Source organism: Edaphosphingomonas fennica (assembly GCF_003034225.1).
In the GTDB taxonomy this organism is placed as follows: Bacteria; Pseudomonadota; Alphaproteobacteria; order Sphingomonadales; family Sphingomonadaceae; genus Sphingomonas_E; species Sphingomonas_E fennica.
Genome location: NZ_PHHF01000049.1, coordinates 107,878 through 127,308 on the forward strand (window position 1 = coordinate 107,878; position 19,431 = coordinate 127,308).

Here is a 19,431-nt window from a genome sequence, read left to right on the forward strand (position 1 = left end):
GATGCCGCTTTCCGTCCGCCATCCCGGCGTCGACCGGGCCAGCCTTGCGGCCGGTTGCCGGTCGTCCATCGGGAAGGGCCGGTCCCCGTCCGGTCTGAACCGGATCGGGACCAGCCTGTCCTTCATCGCTCCGCGATTTGCGGGCCGGCGGGTTGATCCGTCCGGCCCGAAATCACGCAGCGTCCGTCAAGGCCGGCGGATCGCTCCGCCCGGCGTTCAGGCCGGCTGGAGGTTGACGGCCGACTGCTTGCCGCGCCGGTCGGTTTCCAGTTCGTAGCTCAGCCGCTGGTCCTTGTTGAGCGTCGCCATGCCGGCGCGCTCGACCGCGGTGATGTGGACGAAGCTGTCGCCCGAGCCGTCCTCGGGGGCGATGAAGCCATAGCCCTTGTCGGCGTTGAAGAATTTTACGGTGCCGATTGGCATGATGTTTTCCTTTCGCGAAAACACAGTGATCCCACCGGCGACATGCCGGCGGAGCCAGGTAGCGAGATAAGGAAGAATCAGCCTCTCGGGCTTCAAGTTCCGTCGCAGGCGACGTTAGCAGGACTGCATATAGGCCAAATCGGCGTCCATATCAACCAAGGCCCCCGGCCGGCCGGAACTTGCCGCCACCAGATCCATGGCCAGACGATCGTAGAAGGCGGAAATCCAGACGAGGTTTGCGGGCGTGACGACCAGCCTTTCGCCGATCGCGATGCTTCTGCCGAGGCCGCCGGCATGTTCCCCGCAGGGCCAGCCCACCGTCATCGTCCCGCCATGCCGCCTGTCGCTGCGCGTGACGATGCCGTCGCAATAGAACAGGCAATCGCGGGACCGGCCGATCGCGCGCAGGCGATCATGATCCGGGCTGGGCCGGCCCATGGCGGTATGGAGGGCGCGCAGCTTGTTGGGGGTGTTGCGCTGCCGGGCGAGGCTGCCGGTGTCGACGTGGCGCGGCGGCAGGGCGCCCGCCACCTCGTCGATCAGCACGCTCAGGAACCGGTCCAGCTCGCGCAGGCCGTTGCCGATCACCTTATGGTCGCAGCGGCCCGCCACGCCCACCGAACCGGGAGGCAAGGAAACCGGGCTCCGCGCGCCGCCGCCCTTCGCCGTGCGCAGCCCGTCCCCGAAGAAGGCCGCGCCGCGCCTTAGGGTCGCCAGGGCCGATGTCAGGCGTGAACTCTGGCTGTCGATGAACAAGCTACCCCCAGGCCCCGCGAAAGCGGGCATCGCCACGGCCCTGCCGCGACGCCCCTCGCCCCTACGCGGATTCGCGTCTTACCCCCAAAGGGTATATCAGGGATCATCGCCGGCCCGAGTCCCAGCAGGCATCCGACGACTGAGAGACAAATGCGCGCTCCCGCTTGCCCGAGGAGTCGCATCATGACCGTCCCGAGCCTGTCGGACTATCTGCTTTCGCGTGAGAAAATCTCGATCACGGCCGCCCGCGACGCTACCCATTCCAGCGCCCGCATCGCCCATGAACAGCTTGCCGCCGCCTATCATGCCCGCCGCATGGCCGAGGCCCCGTCGCCGCCGCGCAAGCAAGATTGACGCTCATGACCTGCCGGATCGACTATCGGGCCTGGGCCTCGCGCGCGGCTCGGGAAGCCCTGGCCGCCGCCCATCACGAAACGCGGATGCGGTGCAGGAACAGCGCGGCCGCCTGGGGTTCGATCGCCGACGCGATCGATGCCGGGGATAGTTGCAGGGTGGAACGCCTGACCAACAATCTCCGCTTTCTGGAGATCGGCTAGGTTTCCGGCGGCGAGGCGATCAGCCCGTGCCGCCATGCTCCGTGGCGCTGAAATCGCGGCGGGTGTCGGGCTTGGTGGGTTCGAGGGCCTTGGTGCCCTTATCCTCCACGAAGCCCCGGAAATCGCCGACCAGCGTGGTCCACCAGTCGAAGCTGTCGAGGAAGTTCGCCGCGCTGACCCCGCCGACCAGCGAGATATAATAATCGAGGACGAGATCGTCGTCGGCGTCGATCGCGGCGCGGGCCATGCGATAGCCTTCGTTCCACTCGTTCACCGCCTTGGCATCCAGCGTGGGCGGGCGGGTCAGCCAGGCGAGGAAGCGGATGCCTCGGCAGCCCTTGGCGCCCTCGCACTCGGTGAAGTTCACGGTGAAGCTCACCCCGCCGGCGGCGCTGTCGATATAGCGCTGCCCGTCCTCCCGCGTGCGGATGCGCGCCTTGTATCCCGCATCCTGCAGGACGGCGGTGAAGCCGTCGATATCGTCGCCGTGCAGCACGGCGGGGGCCGCGCCGGGATTTTCGGGAAGCCGCGCCGTGGCCGCCGCCGGAGATGTCGCCGCCGTCATCGCCGTGATGCCGGCAAGCGCCAGCGCCAGAGCAGTCGCGCTCCCGTGGGGAAAGCTGCGTTTCGCCTTCATGCCGGCCCTCTCCTATGGCCTTTTTTGGCAGAATGGACGAGTTGGCGATGGCGTCAAGATGGCCGCGACGGCGCGGTGCGGAAGGGCGGCGCGGCGGGGCCTTGGGGCGGGCGGTTCAGGCCGGCGCTTTTGCCACGCCTTTCAGCACGATATCGGCGATCGCATCCGCGGTGGACGCGCCCGGCGCCTCGGTGCTGACGAGCAGGCGGAACAGCGTGGTGCCGACGGCGATGTCGAACAGGGCGTCGGCATCCACCTCCTCGCGCACCAGATCCAGCGCCTTGCCGCGCGCGACGATGGAGCGGAGCTGGGCGCGGGCATCGGATTCGAGCGGGCTGTGCAGCTCCTCCCGGAGCGAGGGCTCGCGCTGGTAGGATACGATCATGCCGATCGCCGCCGCGCCGATGGCGGGTTCGGCATAGCGATCGTAAAGCTGGCGCACGAGGGCGCGGATCTCCGCCTCCACGCCCTGCTCGGCGATCACGTCGGGCAACCGCCCCTCGCCGCCATTGGCGATCTCGCTGGTGAGGTGCGCCTTGCTCGCCCAGCGGCGGTAGATGGAGACGCGGGAGATGCCGGTCGCCTGGGCCACTGCCTCGATGCTGAGCGCGTCGAAGCCGCGCGTGGCCAGGATGTGGCGCGCGGCCGCCAGGATCGCGGCATCCGTTTCCGGGTTGCGCGGACGGCCGCGGCGGGGCCGGCCGGGATCGGCGGCGGGGGAGGGCTGGCTCATCCGCCGCTCCCTATCGCCGCCGCCCGGCCGCCGCCACCTCGGCGCCGGTCCAGCCGGCGCTCAGGCCGCCTCGCCGGCGGTTTCGGCCGCATGCTGGGCGAACGCCTTCTGGTTTGCGGTCATGATTGTCTCGATGAAGTCGTCGCGCTTCTCGCGGCACCAGTCGAAGCTCCTGACCCGTGCCTGATTGTCGCCGTTGATTTCCGGCAGGACGTAGCGGGCGAACATCTCCAGCGACCGGCGGAGATGGTGCGGCGCGGACCAGTTCTTCTCCAGTAGCAGCAGGCAGCCGAAATCGGGCACCTTCTCCTCCAGCCGGCGGATCTGGGCGATGGCATCGTCCGGCGTGCCGACGACGATCTCCTGCCGCTCGATCAGGTCCTCCAGCGTCAGGTGCGCGGGCGAATCGGGAAGCTGCTCGGACTGGTTCTTGATATATTGCAGATAGCGTTCGTAACCGGCGCGGACCTGGTCCATCGCCTTGTCGCGGGTTTCGGCGATATGCATCTCCGTCGCGCAGCGGAGGCGCGAGGGGGACATGGTGCGGCCCAGCTTCGCCGAGCTTTCCTGCGCGATCTGCCAGTTGATCGATAGCGCGTCGAAGCCCTGATACATGGTGGAAGCGAGGCAGAGCATGCCCGCATCATATTTGGCGGCGAGCTTGCCGCCATTGGGCGAAAAGGTGCTCGCCACGCACAGCTCGAGGTCGCGATTATAGGGGAGAAGCTGGCAATGCGCGTCGCGCAGGTCATACCAGCTCGTCTTTTCCGTCACCCATTCGCCGGCCAGCAGGCGGGTGACGACGCTCAGCCCCTCGTCCAGCTTGCGGCGCGAGTCGGTGGCGTCGAGGCCCAGCATGTGCGCGTCCGACACCAGCAGGCCGGGGCCGGCGCCGAAGATCAGGCGGCCGAAGCTCAGATGATCGAGCTGGGCGATGCGGTTCGCCGTCATCAGCGGGTTGTGATAGGGCAGCGATATCACCCCGGTGCCCAGGCGGATGCGCTTGGTGCGCTGGGCCGCGGCGGCGATCATCAGCTCGGGCGAGGCCGAAAGCTCGTAGCCGCCGCTATGGTGCTCGCCATACCAGAATTCGTCGAAGCCGAGATTCTCGACATCCACCGCAAGCTGGAGGTCGCGTTCCAGCGCCAGCGTGGGATTTTCGTCCAGCGGATGGAAGGGCGCCAGGAAAATCCCCGCCCGCAGCTTCACCTTGCGCATCTCTCGTCCCCTCGATGATTCCTTTTGGTTCCTGTGGACGATATTAATTACGTTACACACTGTAAATATAATTTGCCGGCATGATCGGGATGTGAAAATCTGCCGGTCCGAGGAAGGCCGCCCGCAGAAGGCGGCGAGGGATGGAGAGAGCCCTTGAAGGCAGCCGATTTCACCGCGCCCGGCCATATCGGGATGCGGAGCGACGCGACCCCGCCCATGCCCGCGCCGGGCGAGGTGATCGTCGCGGTGGAGGCATGCGGCATCTGCGGATCGGATCTGCACATGTATCGCAACGACAGCTATCGCGACCGGCTGACCCGGCGGACGCCCGAAGGCTATACGGTGCCGGGCCACGAATTCGCCGGCCGCATCGCGGCGCTGGGCGAGGGCGTCGAGGGCTGGCAGCTCGGCCAGCGCGTGGTGGGCGTGACGGGGCTGGGCGGCGGCATGGCCGATCGGGTGGCGGTGCCGGCCAATCCCTATCAGCTCGTCGCCATGCCGGACGGCGTGAGCTTCGCCGAGGCCGCGACCACCGAGCCCATGGCCGATGGCCTGCAGATGGTGCGCAAGGCGGCGATCCGCGATGGCGAGAATGTCGCGGTGTTCGGCGTCGGCATCATCGGGCTGGGCGTGATCCAGGCGATCCGCGCGCGCGGCGTTCCGGTGGGGCGGATCGTCGCCATCGACGTGCAGCAGGCGCGGCTGGACAAGGCGCTGGAGATCGGCGCGACCGATATCGTCAACCCGCGCGACGGCGATGTCTTCGCCCAGGTCGCGGCGGTCTGCGGCACCGAGGAGGGGTATCGCGGCATTTCCGCCAATATCGGCGTGGTGTTCGACTGCGCCGGCTATATCGCCCACATGGCCGGCCCGCCGCCTCTGGAGACGGCGCTGCGCCTGATCGCGCTCCGGGACGGGCGGATCATCTGCTTCGGCGGATTCGAAGGGGCGATGACCATCGACATGGGGCCGATCATCCAGAAGGAGCCGGCGATCCTGGGATCGAACGGCTATGCGCCCGAGGAGCTGGTGGAGGCGCTGGAGCTGATGCGCAGCGGCGCCGTCGATCGCCGCACGCTGATATCGCACCGCCTGCCGCTGTCCGCGATCGGCGAGGCATTCGAAACGCAGTGCCGGCCGGATGCGGTGAAGGTGATGCTGGAGATCGGGCCGGAGGCGGCGGCGTGAGCGGGCCGGCCCCGCATTTTTCCGGCGGGCGGATGGTGGCGATCGCCTTCATCGCCCAGAATCTGGCGGTGGGGCCGACCTATGGCGCCTTCGGGCCGCTGCTCCACGAGTTCGAACGCACCTACGGCATGTCGCGGGCGATGGTCTCGCTGCCCTTGTCGCTGGTGGTGCTGGCGGGCGGGCTGATGGCGCCGATCATCGGCGCGCTGATCGGCCGGCTCACCATCCGCTACACGCTGATGCTGGGGGCGGTCCTGCTCGCCGCCGGCTATGTCGCGCTGGCGCTCGCGCCCTCGGGCATTGCCGTGCTGGCGATATACGGGCTGATGATCGGGCCGGGCATCGCCATGATGGGGATGCTGCCCAACGCCACCCTCGTCACCAACTGGTATGCCGAACGGCAGGGGGTGATGCTGGGCATCGTCAACATGCCGCTGATGGTGATGGCGGTGCCGCTCGCCACCGCCTGGGCGCTGCCTTATCTGGGCCTGAAGGGCGTGCTGATCGCGCTGGCGGCGCTGCACGCCGCGATCCTGCCGCTGCTGTGGCTGGTGATCGACCGGCCGGAAGCGATCGGCGAGCGCCCTTATGGCGCGGACGGGCCGATCGCCGCCGCGCAGGCCGCCGCCGCCCGGCCGGTGCCGATGCTGTCGCTGCTGGTGATGCCGGTATTCCTGCTGACGGTGGTGGGATCGGGCCTCGCGGTGGGCGCGGGCGTGACGAAGATGGTCCACCTCGTCCCCCTCGTCACCGAACGGGGTTGGACGCTGGAGCAGGCGGCGCTGCTTTCGGCCATATCCGGCGGCACGGGCATCGCCGGATCGCTGCTGTTCGGCTGGCTGGCGGATCGCTTCGGCGGCGGCGCGGCGCTGATCCTGAACTGCGTGGTGCAGGCGGCGGTGTGGATGATCCTGATCCTGCCGGTGGGCTATGGCGTGCTGATCCTCGACGCGGTCGTCATCGGCATGTGCGGCGGCGGCTTTATCACCGCCAAGTCGGTGCTGGTGAACCATCTGTTCGGCCGCGCCGCCTTCGCCCGCGTCATGGGCCTGTCCGGCCTGCTTACCGTGCCCTTCCTGTTCGGCATGGCGCCGCTGGCCGGCTGGCTGCGCGACGTGACGGGCAATTACGGCCTCGCCGTGGGCGCGCACATGGCTGGCTTCGCGATCGCCGCCGCCTGCTTCGCGCTCGCCGCCTTCGCCATCGGCCGCGAACGGCGCGGGGCGATGGCGGCGGAGGCCGTTTGAGGGGCGGGCAACGTCCCTTCGTCGGGCAGCCCCTCGCGCTGGTCGATGCGGAGGTTGCCCGTCCGGCGCGCCCTGGCCCCCAAAACCTCGTCATTCCCGCGAAGGCGGGAATGACGAAGAAGGGAACGAGGGGCCGCCGCCATCACCCCGCGCTTGCGCTTGCGGCCCCGGTTCCGCCCCTTACGCCTCCGCGATCATATAGCCGCCGCTGGCGACCAGGCATTCGCCGGTGATGAAGGCGGCGGCCGGGCTGGCGAGGAACAGGACCGGCCCCGCAATGTCCTGCGGATCGCCCCAGCGGCCAAGCGCCATGCGGGCGGCGGTGGCGGGGCCGTAGGCGGGGTCGTCCGCATAGCGTTCCGTCATCGGCGTGCGGACCGGGCCGGGGGCGACGGCGTTGATGCGGATGCGCCCGCCCCAGCCCTGCGCCAGCGATTTCGTCAGCAGCAGCAGTCCGGCCTTGGCGGCGCTGTAGCCGGGGAAGATCGAATTGCCGAACACCGCCATCATCGATGCGATCGACACCACCGCGCCGCCGCCGGGCATGTCGCTCGCCTCCAGCAGCGGGGCGAGGCCGGTGGTGAGGCGATGGACGCCGGTGAGGTTGGTCTGGACGGCGGCGGCGAAATCCTCGGGATGGCCGGTGACGCCGGCATTGTTGACGAGGATGTCGAGCCGGTCGATCGAGGCGATCAGCGCATCGGTGCTGGCGGCATCGCCCAGCAGGAAGCGGCGATATTCGCCGGGCGGCGGATCGGCATAATCGCCGGCCGAAGGGCGGGTGCCGGTGGCGATCACCTCGGCCCCCGCATCGGCGAAGGCCCGCGCGATCGCCGCGCCGATGCCGCTGGTGGCGCCGGTCACGAGCACGCGCCGGCAGGAAAAGTCGAAGCTGACGGCCGCCATCGCCCTTACCCCGCCGTCTGTCCGGCATCGACCGGCAGCGCGATGCCGGTGATCTTGCGCGCGTCGTCGGATGCGAGGAAGGCGACGGCCGCCGCCACGTCCTCCGGCTCGCACAGATCGCCCAGCTTGGGCGAATTGCGCATCACCAGCGCCATGTCGACGCCGTCGGGCAGGGCGACGCTGCCGTGCATCGCCGTCTTCACGCCGGTCGGGCAGATGGCGTTCACGCGCACGCCGGCGGCGGCGAATTCGATCGCCAGCGATTTGGTGAGCGCGACCACGCCGGCCTTCGCCGCGCAATAGGCCGTGGTGTAGGGGATGCCGACCAGGCCGGCGGCGGAGGACATGTTGACGATCGCCCCCCGGCTTTCGACCAGATGGGGCATGGCCGCGCGGCTCAGGTGCCACACGCCCGAAAGGTTGATGCGCAGCATCCGTTCCCAGCGATCGTCCTCGAAATCGGCCATCGGCCCCCAGTCCATGATGCCGGCGATGTTGGCGAGGATGTCGATCCGCCCGGCCGCCGCGATCGCCTGCGCCACGAGATCGCGGCAGGATTGCGCGTCGCCCGCGTCGAAGGCGATCGGGATGCCGCCGGTTTCGGCCGCCACCGGATCGAGCGCGGCGCGGTTGAGATCGGCGAGGATCAGGCTCGCGCCATCCTCCGCCAGCCGCACCGCCGTGGCCCGGCCGATCCCCGATGCCGCCCCGGTTACAAGCGCGACCTTGCCTGCAAGCCTTCCAGCCATGATCGATATCCTCCCTGTTCTTCAGATGTTGGCGGCGATTTCGGCGGCGTCCTGCATGGCGCCTTCGATATAGCCGATGCCGGTGCAGTCGCCGGCGGTGTGGACGGTGAAGCCGGTGGCGCGAAGATCGCCCGCCAGCGCGGTGTCCCCGGTGGCGCCCTTGGCGACGATCACCTGATCGGCGGCGATGGTGCGTTCCTGCCCGTTGGGATTGGCATAGCGCACGCGGCCTTCGAGGATGGCGATGTCATGCGCCTCGGGCAGCAGGGTGACGCCCAGCTCCTTCAGCTCGTCGAGCACGCGCCAGCGGCGGACGACCTGCAGGCCGGCGCCGAACTTGGCGGCGTCGTCCAGCACCGTCACCTTGCGGCCGCGCTTGGCGAGGAACTCCGCCAGCTCCAACCCGACAAGCTCGCCGCCGATGATGGCGATGCGTTCGCCGAACGGCATCCACCAGTTGCTGGCGGCGCGGATGAAGCCGGGCCGGGCGGTAAGGCCGGTCAGCGCGCCCAGCTTCATCGCGGTGCGCGTCGTCCGGTCGGTCTTGCCGGCCAGCGTGTCGAGGTCCTGCCCCAGCATCAGCCGCCGCATGTCGTCGCCGGAAAAGACGTGCGGCAGATCGGCGCCGGGGATGGCGGGCATGTCCCGCCGGGCGCCGGTGGCGACGATCACCTCCTCCACGCCCAGCGACCGCAGCAGCTCCGGCGTGGCGACGGTGTTGAGGCGGACCGTCACGGGCGATGCCGCCAGCTCATGCTTCAGCCAGGCGACGATGCGCTCGTTGGGGGCGTAGGCGATCGAGGCGAAGCGGGCGGTGCCGCCCAGCGTGGACGTCGCCTCGAACAGGGTCACGCGGTGGCCGCGCTTCGCCAGCCGGCGGGCGCTTTCCATGCCGGCCGGGCCGCCGCCGATCACGGCGATGTGGCGGGGGTTTTCCGCCGGCGTCAGCGCGCGTTCGCGTTCGAAGCCGGTTTCGGGGTTCACCGCGCACTTCACCGGGCGGCTGAAGAAGATCTGGCTGATGCAGGTGTAGCAATAGATGCAGGGGCGCACGCTCGCGGCCTTGCCGGCGGCCAGCTTGGCGGGGAGGTGCGGGTCCGCCAGCAGCTTGCGCCCCATGGTCACGAAATCGATCTTGCCTTCGACGATGAAGCGATCGGCGTCCGCGGGCTCGATCCGGCCGGGGCAGATCACCGGCACGCCGGCCGCGGCCCGGATGCGGGCGGCGGCGGGGACGAAGCCGTTGCGGATATCGGTGGCATGGCCGGTGGAATAAGTGGCGCCCCGGCCGGGATGGCCGTCGGCCGAAACATGGATCGCATCCGCGCCGGCGGCGGCGGCGAGGCGCGCGGTTTCGGCCGCGTCCTCCACGGTGATGCCGCCGTCGATCAGGAAATGCTGGCTGTCGATGCGCGGCCATACCGGCACGTCCGGCCCCACGGCGCGCTTCACGCCCCGGATGATATCGCAGAGCAGGCGGGCGCGGTTCTCGATCGATCCGCCATAATCATCGGTGCGGCGGTTGATCAGCGGGTTGAGGAAGGAGGAGATGAGATAGCCGTGGCCGGCATGCAGCTCGATCGCGTCCACGCCCGCCGATACCGCGCGAACGGCGGCGGCGGCGAACATCTGGACGAGTTCCTCGATATCCTGCGTGGTCATTACGCGATACCGTATCTCCCCCATCGCGGCCATCGGCGCGGTGAAGATGCGATATTCGTCCTCCAGGAAACCGTCCATCATGTCGCCGCTGTCCTTGCCGATCAGCGGCTCGGATGGCGTCCATAGCGGGCGGCCGTCGCGCATGTCGTTCATCGCGACGAGGCCGGCATGCTGCAGCTGCATGGCAAGCTTGGCGCCATGGGCGTGCAGCTCCTCCGCCAGCCTGGCCACGCCGGGGATGTGGCGATCGTGCGATATCGCCTCGTTGCGCCAGTTGCCCGAACCTTCGGGATAGCCGATCGATACCGATCCCATGGTGATCAGCGCCGCGCCGCCCTTGGCGCGCTCCACATAATAAGCGCGCAGGCGATCGCCGGTGATGCCGTCCTCGTCGGCCAGGTTGGAACCCATCGGCGTCATGAAGATGCGGTTGCGGAGCCGAAGCCCGCCGATCCGGCCGGGCTGGAGCAGATGGGGGAATGTTTGCGCCATAGCCGGCGATCCTCTCAGATTTTCTATTCTCTATTTTGTCGGGCGTCAGGCGGCGGGCGCGGCCTCGTCCCGCCATTGGGCGCCGGGGGCGAGCGTGCGGGCGATCACCTCCGGGTTCAGATATTCGCGCCAGCGGCTGATGCGCCCGCCCTCGAACCAGACGACCGCGACATAGGCGTTCTCATAAGGCCGGCCGGTCGGCAGATAGGTGCTGTGCGAGCTATACTCGGCGACGAGCCTGTCGGGATCGGCCATCTCGTGGATGGCGGCGATGCGATAGGCATAAGGCGCGAAATCGGCCCAGCTCGCCTCCAGATTCTCGCGGAACCAGCGGGCGCCGCGGGCCTCCGTCGGAAAACCGGCCATCGGCGGGAAGGGCCATTCCAGCAGCACGTCCTCGGCAAGGCAGGCCTGGAAGCCGTCGAAATCCTTGGTGCCGAGCGTTTCGAGCATCCGCACGAACAGCGCGCGGTTGGCGGGGCTTGTCATTCCTCTACTCCATCGGAAGGCGGGGGCGGGCCGAACAGGGCGGCCAGATGATCGTCGGCGGCGCGATCGGCCCAGTGGCGGCGCCCGGCCGGCGGCAGGCAGATGGCGCGCTCCACGATCGCGGCGGTGACGGCGACCCACAGGGCCGCATCGATCGCATCGACGCCATGGATGCCGCGCATCGCCAGCCAGCGTTCGGCCATGCCTTCGCGCAGGTGGCGGACGCTGTCGGCAAGGCCGCCGGGGCCGGCGCCGCCCAGGTCTGGATTGCGGACGAGCGCCGCGCCCACGGCGTGGATCAGCGCCAGCTCGGTGCGCAGGTCGCCCGAAGGGGTGAAGACGATCTCGCTCAGATAATGGCGGGGCGGGGCGGGGCCGAGGATCACCGCGTCGATGCCGCGCCAGCGCAGGTCGTCGAAGGCGTCGACGATCATCGCCTGCCTGTCGCCATAGGCGTTGCTCACGGTGCCCACAGCCACGCCCGCGCGCGCGGCGATGTTGCGATGGGTGAGGTTGCCGACGCCCGCCTCGCCGATCAGCGCGATCACCGCCTCGATGATGCGCTGGCGGCCGGGCGGATGATCGGGCCGGGCAGGCGGGGTGCGGGCGGGCGCGACGGCGGGGGCTGTGCGCAGCGGGCGGCGGGCGATCCTGTCGCCCGCGCGGGCGACGAGATCGACGATCAGCGCGTCGCGCACGATCGGGTCCACCTCCAGCGCGGCGATCGAGATCGCGCCCTCCAGGATCACGCTCCAGATCGGCCCCGTCTCGCCCGCGCCGTCGCCGGTGCCGGTCACGGCGGACCAGAAACGGACCACGCGGCTCCAGTCGGCCTCGCGGTCGCCCAGCGCCAGATCGCCGCGCAGTGCCGCGCGGTTCAGTTCCTGCAAGGCCACCAGCGCGGCGCGATGGTCGCGCAGGAAGGCGATGGCGATGGCGGCGGCCAGCGCTTCGGCCGAAAGGCCGTTGCCGCGCCCGTCGGCCGAAGCCGCGCGGGCATCCGCCATCCATTCCGCGATGGCCTCGGTCATCGCCGCATGGGCGGCGGCCAGCAGGCCCTCCCGATTGGCGAAATGGTAGATCACGGCGGAAGGGGCGACGCTGGCCGCCGCCGCCACGCCGCGCACGGTGACGCCGGCCGCGCCGGCCTCCGCGCAAAGGTTGGCGGCGGCGCGCGCGATGGCGCCGGCGGCATTGTGCCCCGCCGCCGTCATGGCCGGCCGGCCGGCCATCAGCGCAGGCCGGCCGTCGACAGGACCATGGCCGGCCGCGCGATCACCAGAAGGACCGCAGCGAGGCGATCCTGCCGCCCGGCGACGCCTTGTAGATGTTGATCGCGCGGGTGGCGTGGCGGCTGCCGTCCTTCATGGTGATGTGCAGGGTCAGCGACACCGCCGCCTCGTCGCCCCGCGCCACCAGGTGATGGATCTCGAAATCCAGCGATTCCTGCAGGCCCATGAACATGTCGTAGAAACGGGCGATCGCCTCGCGTCCCTTCTGTCCTTCGCCGGCCGGGTCCCAGTCGCAGGGGCCGACCGGGTCCTGCACCACGGCATCCTCCTCGAACAGGGCCAGCCAGCCCGCGCGATCCTGCGCCTTGACGGCCGAAAGCGATGCGATCGGCATATCCTCGACGTTCATGCTCTCTCTCCTACCATTGCGGCGCCCTCATTGCCCGGCCGGCGCCGACGCCGGCCGGGGGAACGGGAAGGATCAGGGCGCCATCCACTCGCCGCCGTTGATGTCGAGCACCGCGCCCGTCACCATGCGTGTATAGTCGGATACGAACATCAGCACCGAACGGGCGCATTCCTCCTCCGGCGGGATCACGCCCAGCGGGATGCGGGCGGCGACGCCCTTGACGATGTCCTCCTCCGAAATGCCCTGATGCTGGGCCATGCCCTTGATCGCGTTGCGCACCGGCTCGCCCCACAGCCAGCCCATGCGCGTGCTGTTCACCCGGATGTTGTGGCGGCCGTAATCCGCCGCGATCTGGCGGGTCAGCGTGGTGAGCGCGCCCTTGGCGACGGCGTAGGAGGGCGATCCGCCCGGCAGCGGCTTCAGGGACTGCATCGTCGCGACGTTGACGATCGCGCCGCCGCCCTGCGCCTTCATGTGCGGCAGCACCGCCTGCGCCATCCGCGCGCTGCCCATGCAGGCGACGTCGATCACCGACGCCCAGGATTCGAGGTCGCCGTCATCGAACAGGCCGTTCTCGCCCGCCGCATAGGCGCTGTTGACGAGGCCGTCGATCCTGCCGAAGGCGGCCGCCGCCGCATTGGCCAGCGCATCGCAATCGGCGCGCTTGGAAACGTCCGTCACCTGCGCCACGGCCTCGCCGCCGGCGGCGCGGATTTCCTTGGCGACCCCTTCCAGGAAGGCGCCGTTGCGCGCGCCGATCGCCACCTTCGCCCCTTCGGCGGCGGCGATGCGCGCCATCGCCTGGCCCATGCCCGGCCCCACGCCCGTGATGACGATCACCTTGTCCTTCAGCAGCATAGCCTCATCCTTTTTTCTGATCCTTGCGGAGCCGGTATGCCATCGCCCCGATTCCGCGATTAATTGAACATATGATCAGTCGATGGGCAAGCGGGCATGGCGGATGGAGCGGCGGTGCGGCCGCATGCGTGGCTCGATTTCGATAGTCCGCGCCAACGGCGCGCCGCGCGAGGTGAACGATTGATCGCTGCTCGCGGCCTGTGCCGGAGCGCGCGGCCTACGCGGGAAAGGTCAGAGCGCCTTCACCGGGATGATGCGCACGTCGCTCCACAGCGGAAGGCCCGAAAGGACATGCGCGCTCCGGCGGGCGGTGCCGAAATCGCCCGACCAGCGCAGCGCCTGCCACTTCCTGCGGCGCACCGTGCTCAGGTGGATCGGCGCCTCATCCACGTCGTTGGCGCAGCGCGGCAGGGCGCGCGCCGGCTTGCGATCCCCCGGCGAGGTGCCGTGCGGCATGGCGATGACGAGATAGGCATAGGAATGCCGCGTGCTGAACCGGCAGAATATCTGCTGATCGAACTTCGCGAGATTCGTATATGCCATTTCGCCTGTCACCATTTCCGTTTCGGTCGTGCGATGCACGATCCGGCGCCTCGCCTGGGCCTGCCCGAGCCTGCGGGAAGGCGGTGACCCGATGTCCCGTGCTTCCCGTCGCCGGAGCGAAAGCCGAAAAAGAGAGCGCCGCCGGGCGCTCCCAAGGGATCGCGTGTCCGATCGTGCCGGACGTGATCTCCTTAATCGATAAGGCGGATTTCGCTTAGTTAAATTGTGTAAAATCGATCGCGCGGAAGGTGATTTGAAAGGACATTATTCAGGAGAAGTGAAAAGCCTGTTTTATAGTTAACATGAAATCATGTGATTAATCCCGAAGTATCATCGCGATATGGTTCGCATTCGGGAAAATTCTATTTGCCGATCGTCAATCTTGGCAATGATCGGCCGCCTTCATCTTTATGTCCGGCCGGAAGTCAGCGGAGGCGCGCCCGCATCTGGCGGACGGTGCGGCCGTTAAGCGGGTGGCGCCAGCCGGGGGCCACCCGCAGCAGCGGATCGAGCACGAAGGCGCGGGCGGCGAAGGCGCGGTGCGGCACCGCCAGCCGGCCCGGTCCGGCCCGGCGCGGAAAGGGCGGCCAGCTGCCGCCAGACCAGAGGATGATGTCGAGGTCCAGCACGCGGGCGCCCCAGCGCCGGCCGGGGCGGCGGCCGAAGGCGCGCTCGATGCGCTTGAGCAGCGTCAGCAATGCGGGAGGGGCGAGGTCGCTCTCGACGATCGCGGCGGCATTGGCGAAGCCGCGCCCCGCCGGGCCGACCGCGGGGGTGGCGATGATGGGGGAGCGGGCGATCACGCGCACGCTGGCCTGCTCCAGCGCGTCGAGCGCGGCCGCGATCACGCGGGGCGGCGGCCCGTGGCGGCCGTGGCGGCGGTTCGATCCCAGGGCGATGGCATAGCTTGTGCGCGGCATCCGCCTGCGCCTATCGCAGCGCGATGACCAATCCCAGCCCAAACGAACCGCCGGCCGTGCCGGGGCATGATTGCCCGCTCTGCCCCCGCCTCGCCGCCTTCCGCGAAGCGCAGCGCGCCGAGCATCCCGACTGGTTCAACGCGCCGGTGCCGGATTTCGGCGACCGGGAAGGCCGGCTGGCCATCGTCGGGCTGGCGCCGGGCCTGTGGGGCGCCAACCGCACCGGCCGCCCCTTTACCGGCGATTATGCCGGCGGGCTGCTCTATGCGACGCTGGCGAAATATGGGCTGGCGGAGGGCGAGTTCGCCGGCCGCGCGGACGACGGGCTGGCGCTGAAGGGCGCCGTCATCGCCAACGCCGTGCGCTGCGTGCCGCCGGAAAACAAGCCGACGCCGGAGGAGATCAAGACCTGCCGGCGCTTCCTGGAACCGGACCTGAAGGCGCTACCCAACCTCCGGGTGGTGGTGGCGCTCGGCCAGATCGCCCACCAGTCCGCGATCAAGGCGCTGGGCGGCAAGCTGCCCAAATATCGTTTCGCCCACGGCGCGGAGCATCGCCTGCCGAGCGGCATGCTGCTGATCGATAGCTACCACTGCTCCCGCTACAACCAGAATACCGGGCGGCTGACGCCCGAGATGTTCGAGGCGGTGTTCGCGCGCGCGGTGGAACTGGCGGACGGCGGCGCACCGCAAACGCGCTGAAGGCGCATCCGCGGAACGCTCCAGGCCGCGCGGACGAATTCCGATGGTGATCGACTGTCGGGTTTCGGGAGGCGCCTAACGACCAGCGAATGGCAGAAAAGTCGGGGGAAGCGGACGTCAGCGCTTTTTCCTCCCCTCCCTGGAAGGGAGGGGTTGGGGGTGGGTTCCGCCGAGGCACTCGGCGGTTCTGGCGAGGATCGCCTCCACTACGCCGGCAGGATTGGCCAGCACCTCGCCATTCCAGAATCGCAGAACGACCCAGCCTTGATCCGCGAGAAACTGGTCACGTCGCGCGTCATAATCATGGGCGTCGAGATGCTGGCTGCCATCGCACTCGATCGCCAGCCCAGCCGACCGGCATGCAATATCCAGAATATAGGGTCCAACAACCAACTGCCGGGTGAAACGTGGGCGATAGCGCGACAGTCGCCGCCAGAGAAGGCGTTCAGGCTCCGTCTGGCTGTTGCGCAAGGCCCGTGCATTGGCCGTCATATGTTCGGGGACGCGCCGCATAACGCAACGTTATCGAGGCGCGCTGCGCGCGCCAACCCACCCCCAACCCCTCCCTTTCAGGGAGGGGAGGAAGGTCCGCAATGCCATCGCACCCTGACAGGCAGGATTTCGGCCGAATCCCCGGAAAGCTGCCGGTCAGGTATCGCAAGCTGAACGTGGGAAATGCGGCGGCTTTCAATGATGGCTCTGTCGAAGGAAACGGACGGCAATCAGAGCCCTCTCTCGCTTTCGCGAAAGGTTGGGCGAGGGGCTTTGCCGGCCTAATTCCCGCCAGTCCGAAATCGGGGTGTCGCCGCAGCCTAGGGAAGGACCGAAAAGTCGGGGGTTGCGGACGATATCTGGTGCGCGGCGCCGACATCATCTACCCTGCGGAAATGATCCAGAAGGCCCTCTCGGTTCGAGATGTAATCAGAGCCGCTTTTAAGGCGGGCGGAATTGGTGCAGCAATTGGAACGGCTTTGTTCACGGGCTACTTCGTGATCACCGGTTCCGGCGCCCTCCTGCTTATCGCGCCGCTGGTTTTTCTGATCGGTGCTGCTGTTACAGTGATGTGGTCAATCCTGATCACATTGCCGTCTTTGTGGATCGCGCGGAATGTTGAGCCACGCTATCCCGTCGCCACAGCATTGATAGTTGCAGTCTTCCTATACGCGGCTGGACACTTTTTCTTCACGAACCTATTTTTCGGCCCTGCGGACGGCGGTTTCGCGGGAAAGGGCATAGTCCCTATGTTCGGTCTTCCAACCGCAATCGCGTTGCCTTTTGCATTGTCGTGGGCACGTCAAACCGCTTAGTGCGGGACGTCGGCTTTGTCGGCGAGTCCCGACAGACAGCAATTGGATCGAAAACTCCAACAGCGGCCGTGATCCGAATCTGTCCGCGCCGCTTAGGCCGGGAATTCGAGCTTCAGGAACTGGTTGTGCGGGCTCGGCCGGTAATCGGCGAAGGCCTCGCAGGAAACGAAACCGGCGCTGCGGTAGAGCGCGACGGCGGGGGCGTGCAGGGGCGCCGTCCCGGTTTCCAGGCTGAGCCGGGTGTAGCCGCGTGCGCGCGCCTCGGCGATGATATGGTTCAGCATCGCGCGGCCGATGCCGGTGCCGCGCGCGGCAGGCGCGGCGCGCATCGACTTCACCTCGCCATGGGCGGCGTCGAGCTGCTTCAGTGCCCCGAAGCCGGCCAGCGCGTCGCCCCGCCAGGCGGTCCAGAAGGTGACGTCCGGCGCCGACAGGCCGGTCGCATCCAGCGCGAAGGCATGTTCGGCCATCACCCCGCGCAATTCCCGAAGATGGTGCGCCAGCAGGTCCGCGACGTGCGGCGCCGTCGGATCGTCCCGCCTGATCTCCATTGCGCCGCCGCCTGCCGCCTGCCGCCGCTCAGCGCGGGCGCTGGGTGGGGGGGCGGTGCCGTTCGGCGCGCTGGCGGATGACGCGCAGATAGGCGTCCACCAGATGCTGGTTCACCGCATCCCAGCCATAACGTTCGCTGGCGCCGCGCCCGGCGGCCCCGGCGGCCGCGCGGGCGGCGGCATCGGTGCAATAATGCTGGAGCGCATCGGCGAAGGCGGCGATCGCGCCGGGGCGGACGAGGCGGCCGGTCACGCCGTCCTCCACCAGGCTCTGGCTGCCGGTGGCGATGGCGGCGACGACCGGCAGGCCAGCGGCCATCGCCTCCAGCGTGACGTTGCCGAAGGTCTCGGTGACGGACGGGTTGAACAGCATGTCGCACGATGCCACCGCGCGGCCGAGGTCGGCGCCCTTCTGGAAGCCGACGAACACCGCCTGCGGCAGGCGCCGTTCGAACCATTCGCGCGCCGGGCCTTCGCCGATCACCAGCACGCGATGGCGCACGCCGCGCTGTTCCAGCGTGTCGATCGCATCGGAAAAGACGTCCAGCCCCTTTTCCATCACCAGCCGGCCGACGAAGCCGATCACGGGTTCGTCGTCGGCGATGCCCAGCGATCGGCGCCAGGCGGTATCGCGGACGTCGGGCGAGAAGATGTCGCGCTCCACCCCGCGCGACCATATGCCGACATCATAGTTCATCCGCTGGTCGCGCAGCAGTTGCGCCATCGATTCGGATGGCGCGAAGATCGCGTCGCAGCGGCGGTAGAAACGGCGCAGCGCGGCTTCGACCACCGGCTCCATGAAGGTGAGGCCGTAATAGCGCGGATAGGTTTCGAACCGGGTGTGCACCGATGCCACCACCGGCAGCCCCCGCCTGCGCGCCAGCGTCACGGCGCGGTGGCCGAGGATCTCGGGGCTGGCGACATGGAACAGGTTGGGCCGGAAATCGCGGATGTCGCGCTTCACGGACGGCGGGATCATGATCGGCGCGCGATATTCCGCGCGGCCGGGCAGCGGGATCGCCGGCACGCCGACCACCTTGCCCACCGACGGGAAGGCCGGGGTGTCGGTGCGCGGCGAATAGATGCGCACCGCGGCCCCCTGGCCCAGAAGATAGCCCACCAGCCGGTTGAGCGCCTGATTGGCCCCGTCGCGGACATAATTATAGTTGCCCGTGAACAGGGCGATGCGAAGATCGCTGGTTTGCATGGAGCGCGCCTTTAGTCGTTCGGCGGGCAAAGGCCAATGGCCGGCCGGCGCGGATCACGATAGGCGGACGAGTGTGGCCGCCGCGCCGCGCCCTGCCGGCGCGAAGGCGGGGGGGAGGGAGCTTGCGGCGCTTTTCCGGCCGCCGGTGATTCCACCCGGCCCGAAAATGCTCTAGCCCCCTTCCGCATCCCAGCCGGAGGCACATGATGGCGCGATCCGATTTCCGATTCTCCTACCCCAAGCGCGTCCGTTATTCGGAGATCGACGCCCAGGCGGTGGTCTTCAACGCGCGCTACCTGGATTATCTGGATATCGCGATGACCGAATATCTGCGCGCCGCCGGCGTGCCCGATCCGGGCGGGGCGGAGGGTCTGGCCCAGTTCGTGATCGCGCGCACCACGATCGACTACAAGGCGTCGATCCGGCTGGAGGAGGTGGTGGACCTGTGCGTGCGGCTGGTGCGCGCGGGGCGGACCTCGCTGACCTTCGCCTTCGAATTTCACGGCCATGGCAAGGGCGAGGACCTGCGCGCGCTGGGCGAGACGGTGCAGGTGCATATCGGCGCGGACCGGGCGCCCAGCCCGCTGCCCGACGATTATGTGGCGCTGTTCGAGCGCTACGAAGGCCGGTCGCTCCGCGCATGAGG

The 19,431-nt window shown here is 68.7% G+C and carries 24 protein-coding genes; 7 read left to right on the forward strand and 17 right to left on the reverse strand.

Annotated elements, in window-relative coordinates; genetic code table 11:
• Nucleotides 1–216 precede the first annotated feature (216 nt).
• Together CV103_RS12450 and CV103_RS12455 are read right to left on the reverse strand one after the other, a co-directional pair.
• The gene (locus CV103_RS12450) at nucleotides 217–423 is read right to left on the reverse strand and encodes a cold-shock protein (protein WP_015457678.1); all 207 of its coding nucleotides are present in this window, start codon (nucleotides 421–423) and stop codon (nucleotides 217–219) included.
• Nucleotides 424–537: 114 nt separating this feature from the next.
• Nucleotides 538–1,179: a hypothetical protein gene (locus tag CV103_RS12455; RefSeq protein WP_015457677.1), complete on the reverse strand. Its 642-nt coding sequence runs from the start codon at nucleotides 1,177–1,179 to the stop codon at nucleotides 538–540.
• A gap of 183 nt (nucleotides 1,180–1,362) precedes the next feature.
• Between CV103_RS12455 and CV103_RS22455 the strand changes: the two genes are divergently transcribed.
• A complete protein-coding gene (locus CV103_RS22455) occupies nucleotides 1,363–1,533 on the forward strand; it encodes a hypothetical protein (protein WP_170112628.1) in 171 nt (56 codons plus the stop codon).
• A 5-nt stretch (nucleotides 1,534–1,538) separates the two neighbouring features.
• Complete coding sequence (locus CV103_RS12460; RefSeq protein WP_015457676.1) at nucleotides 1,539–1,736, forward strand: hypothetical protein; 198 nt, start codon at nucleotides 1,539–1,541, stop codon at nucleotides 1,734–1,736.
• A gap of 19 nt (nucleotides 1,737–1,755) precedes the next feature.
• On the opposite strand, the gene CV103_RS12465 is transcribed toward CV103_RS12460, so the two are convergent.
• The 3 genes from CV103_RS12465 to CV103_RS12475 all read right to left on the reverse strand — a co-directional run bounded on the left by CV103_RS12465 (nucleotide 1,756) and on the right by CV103_RS12475 (nucleotide 4,324).
• Nucleotides 1,756–2,373 carry a YbjN domain-containing protein gene (locus tag CV103_RS12465; protein ID WP_107395106.1) on the reverse strand — a complete coding sequence of 206 codons (618 nt, stop codon included), beginning with the start codon at nucleotides 2,371–2,373 and terminating at the stop codon, nucleotides 1,756–1,758.
• Nucleotides 2,374–2,488: 115 nt separating this feature from the next.
• The gene (locus CV103_RS12470; RefSeq protein WP_015457674.1) at nucleotides 2,489–3,106 is read right to left on the reverse strand and encodes a TetR/AcrR family transcriptional regulator; all 618 of its coding nucleotides are present in this window, start codon (nucleotides 3,104–3,106) and stop codon (nucleotides 2,489–2,491) included.
• Nucleotides 3,107–3,166: 60 nt separating this feature from the next.
• Entirely contained in the window at nucleotides 3,167–4,324 is a 1,158-nt protein-coding gene (locus CV103_RS12475) for an LLM class flavin-dependent oxidoreductase (protein ID WP_107395107.1), read from the reverse strand.
• A gap of 153 nt (nucleotides 4,325–4,477) precedes the next feature.
• On the opposite strand from CV103_RS12475, the gene CV103_RS12480 reads away from it, so the two are divergent.
• Complete coding sequence (locus CV103_RS12480; protein ID WP_015457672.1) at nucleotides 4,478–5,512, forward strand: zinc-dependent alcohol dehydrogenase; 1,035 nt, start codon at nucleotides 4,478–4,480, stop codon at nucleotides 5,510–5,512.
• Nucleotides 5,509–6,759 carry an MFS transporter gene (locus tag CV103_RS12485; RefSeq protein ID WP_107395108.1) on the forward strand — a complete coding sequence of 417 codons (1,251 nt, stop codon included), beginning with the start codon at nucleotides 5,509–5,511 and terminating at the stop codon, nucleotides 6,757–6,759. The genes CV103_RS12480 and CV103_RS12485 overlap by 4 nt, the downstream gene beginning before the upstream one ends.
• Nucleotides 6,760–6,939: 180 nt before the next feature.
• On the opposite strand, the gene CV103_RS12490 is transcribed toward CV103_RS12485, so the two are convergent.
• From CV103_RS12490 to folK, 9 genes are all read right to left on the reverse strand, one after another.
• Nucleotides 6,940–7,665: an SDR family NAD(P)-dependent oxidoreductase gene (locus tag CV103_RS12490; RefSeq protein ID WP_107395109.1), complete on the reverse strand. Its 726-nt coding sequence runs from the start codon at nucleotides 7,663–7,665 to the stop codon at nucleotides 6,940–6,942.
• Between the two features lie 5 nt (nucleotides 7,666–7,670).
• Nucleotides 7,671–8,414, reverse strand: a complete 744-nt coding sequence (locus tag CV103_RS12495; protein WP_107395110.1) for an SDR family NAD(P)-dependent oxidoreductase — start codon at nucleotides 8,412–8,414, stop codon at nucleotides 7,671–7,673.
• A gap of 21 nt (nucleotides 8,415–8,435) precedes the next feature.
• Entirely contained in the window at nucleotides 8,436–10,568 is a 2,133-nt protein-coding gene (locus tag CV103_RS12500; RefSeq protein WP_107395111.1) for an FAD-dependent oxidoreductase, read from the reverse strand.
• Nucleotides 10,569–10,613: 45 nt separating this feature from the next.
• Complete coding sequence (locus tag CV103_RS12505) at nucleotides 10,614–11,057, reverse strand: nuclear transport factor 2 family protein (RefSeq protein WP_107395112.1); 444 nt, start codon at nucleotides 11,055–11,057, stop codon at nucleotides 10,614–10,616.
• On the reverse strand, nucleotides 11,054–12,289 hold the full coding sequence (locus tag CV103_RS12510) for a TetR/AcrR family transcriptional regulator (RefSeq protein ID WP_107395113.1): 1,236 nt from the start codon (nucleotides 12,287–12,289) through the stop codon (nucleotides 11,054–11,056). Before CV103_RS12510 ends, CV103_RS12505 begins: the two co-directional genes overlap by 4 nt.
• Nucleotides 12,290–12,332: 43 nt before the next feature.
• Nucleotides 12,333–12,698: a nuclear transport factor 2 family protein gene (locus CV103_RS12515; RefSeq protein ID WP_015457665.1), complete on the reverse strand. Its 366-nt coding sequence runs from the start codon at nucleotides 12,696–12,698 to the stop codon at nucleotides 12,333–12,335.
• A 72-nt stretch (nucleotides 12,699–12,770) separates the two neighbouring features.
• Nucleotides 12,771–13,556 carry an SDR family oxidoreductase gene (locus CV103_RS12520; RefSeq protein WP_070934392.1) on the reverse strand — a complete coding sequence of 262 codons (786 nt, stop codon included), beginning with the start codon at nucleotides 13,554–13,556 and terminating at the stop codon, nucleotides 12,771–12,773.
• Between the two features lie 231 nt (nucleotides 13,557–13,787).
• Nucleotides 13,788–14,099, reverse strand: a complete 312-nt coding sequence (locus CV103_RS12525; protein ID WP_139181741.1) for a hypothetical protein — start codon at nucleotides 14,097–14,099, stop codon at nucleotides 13,788–13,790.
• A 425-nt stretch (nucleotides 14,100–14,524) separates the two neighbouring features.
• Nucleotides 14,525–15,019 carry a 2-amino-4-hydroxy-6-hydroxymethyldihydropteridine diphosphokinase gene (gene folK, locus CV103_RS12530; RefSeq protein WP_107395115.1) on the reverse strand — a complete coding sequence of 165 codons (495 nt, stop codon included), beginning with the start codon at nucleotides 15,017–15,019 and terminating at the stop codon, nucleotides 14,525–14,527.
• Between the two features lie 23 nt (nucleotides 15,020–15,042).
• On the opposite strand from folK, the gene CV103_RS12535 reads away from it, so the two are divergent.
• Nucleotides 15,043–15,720 (forward strand): uracil-DNA glycosylase, encoded by a 678-nt coding sequence (locus CV103_RS12535; protein ID WP_107395116.1) that lies wholly within the window; start codon nucleotides 15,043–15,045, stop codon nucleotides 15,718–15,720.
• 117 nt (nucleotides 15,721–15,837) lie between these two features.
• Here the strand turns inward: CV103_RS12535 and CV103_RS12540 are convergent, their stop codons facing one another.
• Nucleotides 15,838–16,233: an endonuclease domain-containing protein gene (locus tag CV103_RS12540; RefSeq protein ID WP_107395117.1), complete on the reverse strand. Its 396-nt coding sequence runs from the start codon at nucleotides 16,231–16,233 to the stop codon at nucleotides 15,838–15,840.
• A gap of 341 nt (nucleotides 16,234–16,574) precedes the next feature.
• On the opposite strand from CV103_RS12540, the gene CV103_RS12545 reads away from it, so the two are divergent.
• Entirely contained in the window at nucleotides 16,575–17,027 is a 453-nt protein-coding gene (locus CV103_RS12545; RefSeq protein ID WP_107395118.1) for a hypothetical protein, read from the forward strand.
• A gap of 92 nt (nucleotides 17,028–17,119) precedes the next feature.
• On the opposite strand, the gene CV103_RS12550 is transcribed toward CV103_RS12545, so the two are convergent.
• Nucleotides 17,120–17,578 (reverse strand): GNAT family N-acetyltransferase, encoded by a 459-nt coding sequence (locus tag CV103_RS12550; protein WP_107395119.1) that lies wholly within the window; start codon nucleotides 17,576–17,578, stop codon nucleotides 17,120–17,122.
• A 28-nt stretch (nucleotides 17,579–17,606) separates the two neighbouring features.
• Nucleotides 17,607–18,785, reverse strand: coding sequence for a glycosyltransferase family 4 protein (locus tag CV103_RS12555; RefSeq protein WP_015457657.1), 1,179 nt, complete (start codon nucleotides 18,783–18,785; stop codon nucleotides 17,607–17,609).
• Nucleotides 18,786–18,991: 206 nt separating this feature from the next.
• On the opposite strand from CV103_RS12555, the gene CV103_RS12560 reads away from it, so the two are divergent.
• Nucleotides 18,992–19,429 (forward strand): acyl-CoA thioesterase, encoded by a 438-nt coding sequence (locus tag CV103_RS12560; RefSeq protein ID WP_041865152.1) that lies wholly within the window; start codon nucleotides 18,992–18,994, stop codon nucleotides 19,427–19,429.
• Nucleotides 19,430–19,431 lie beyond the last annotated feature (2 nt).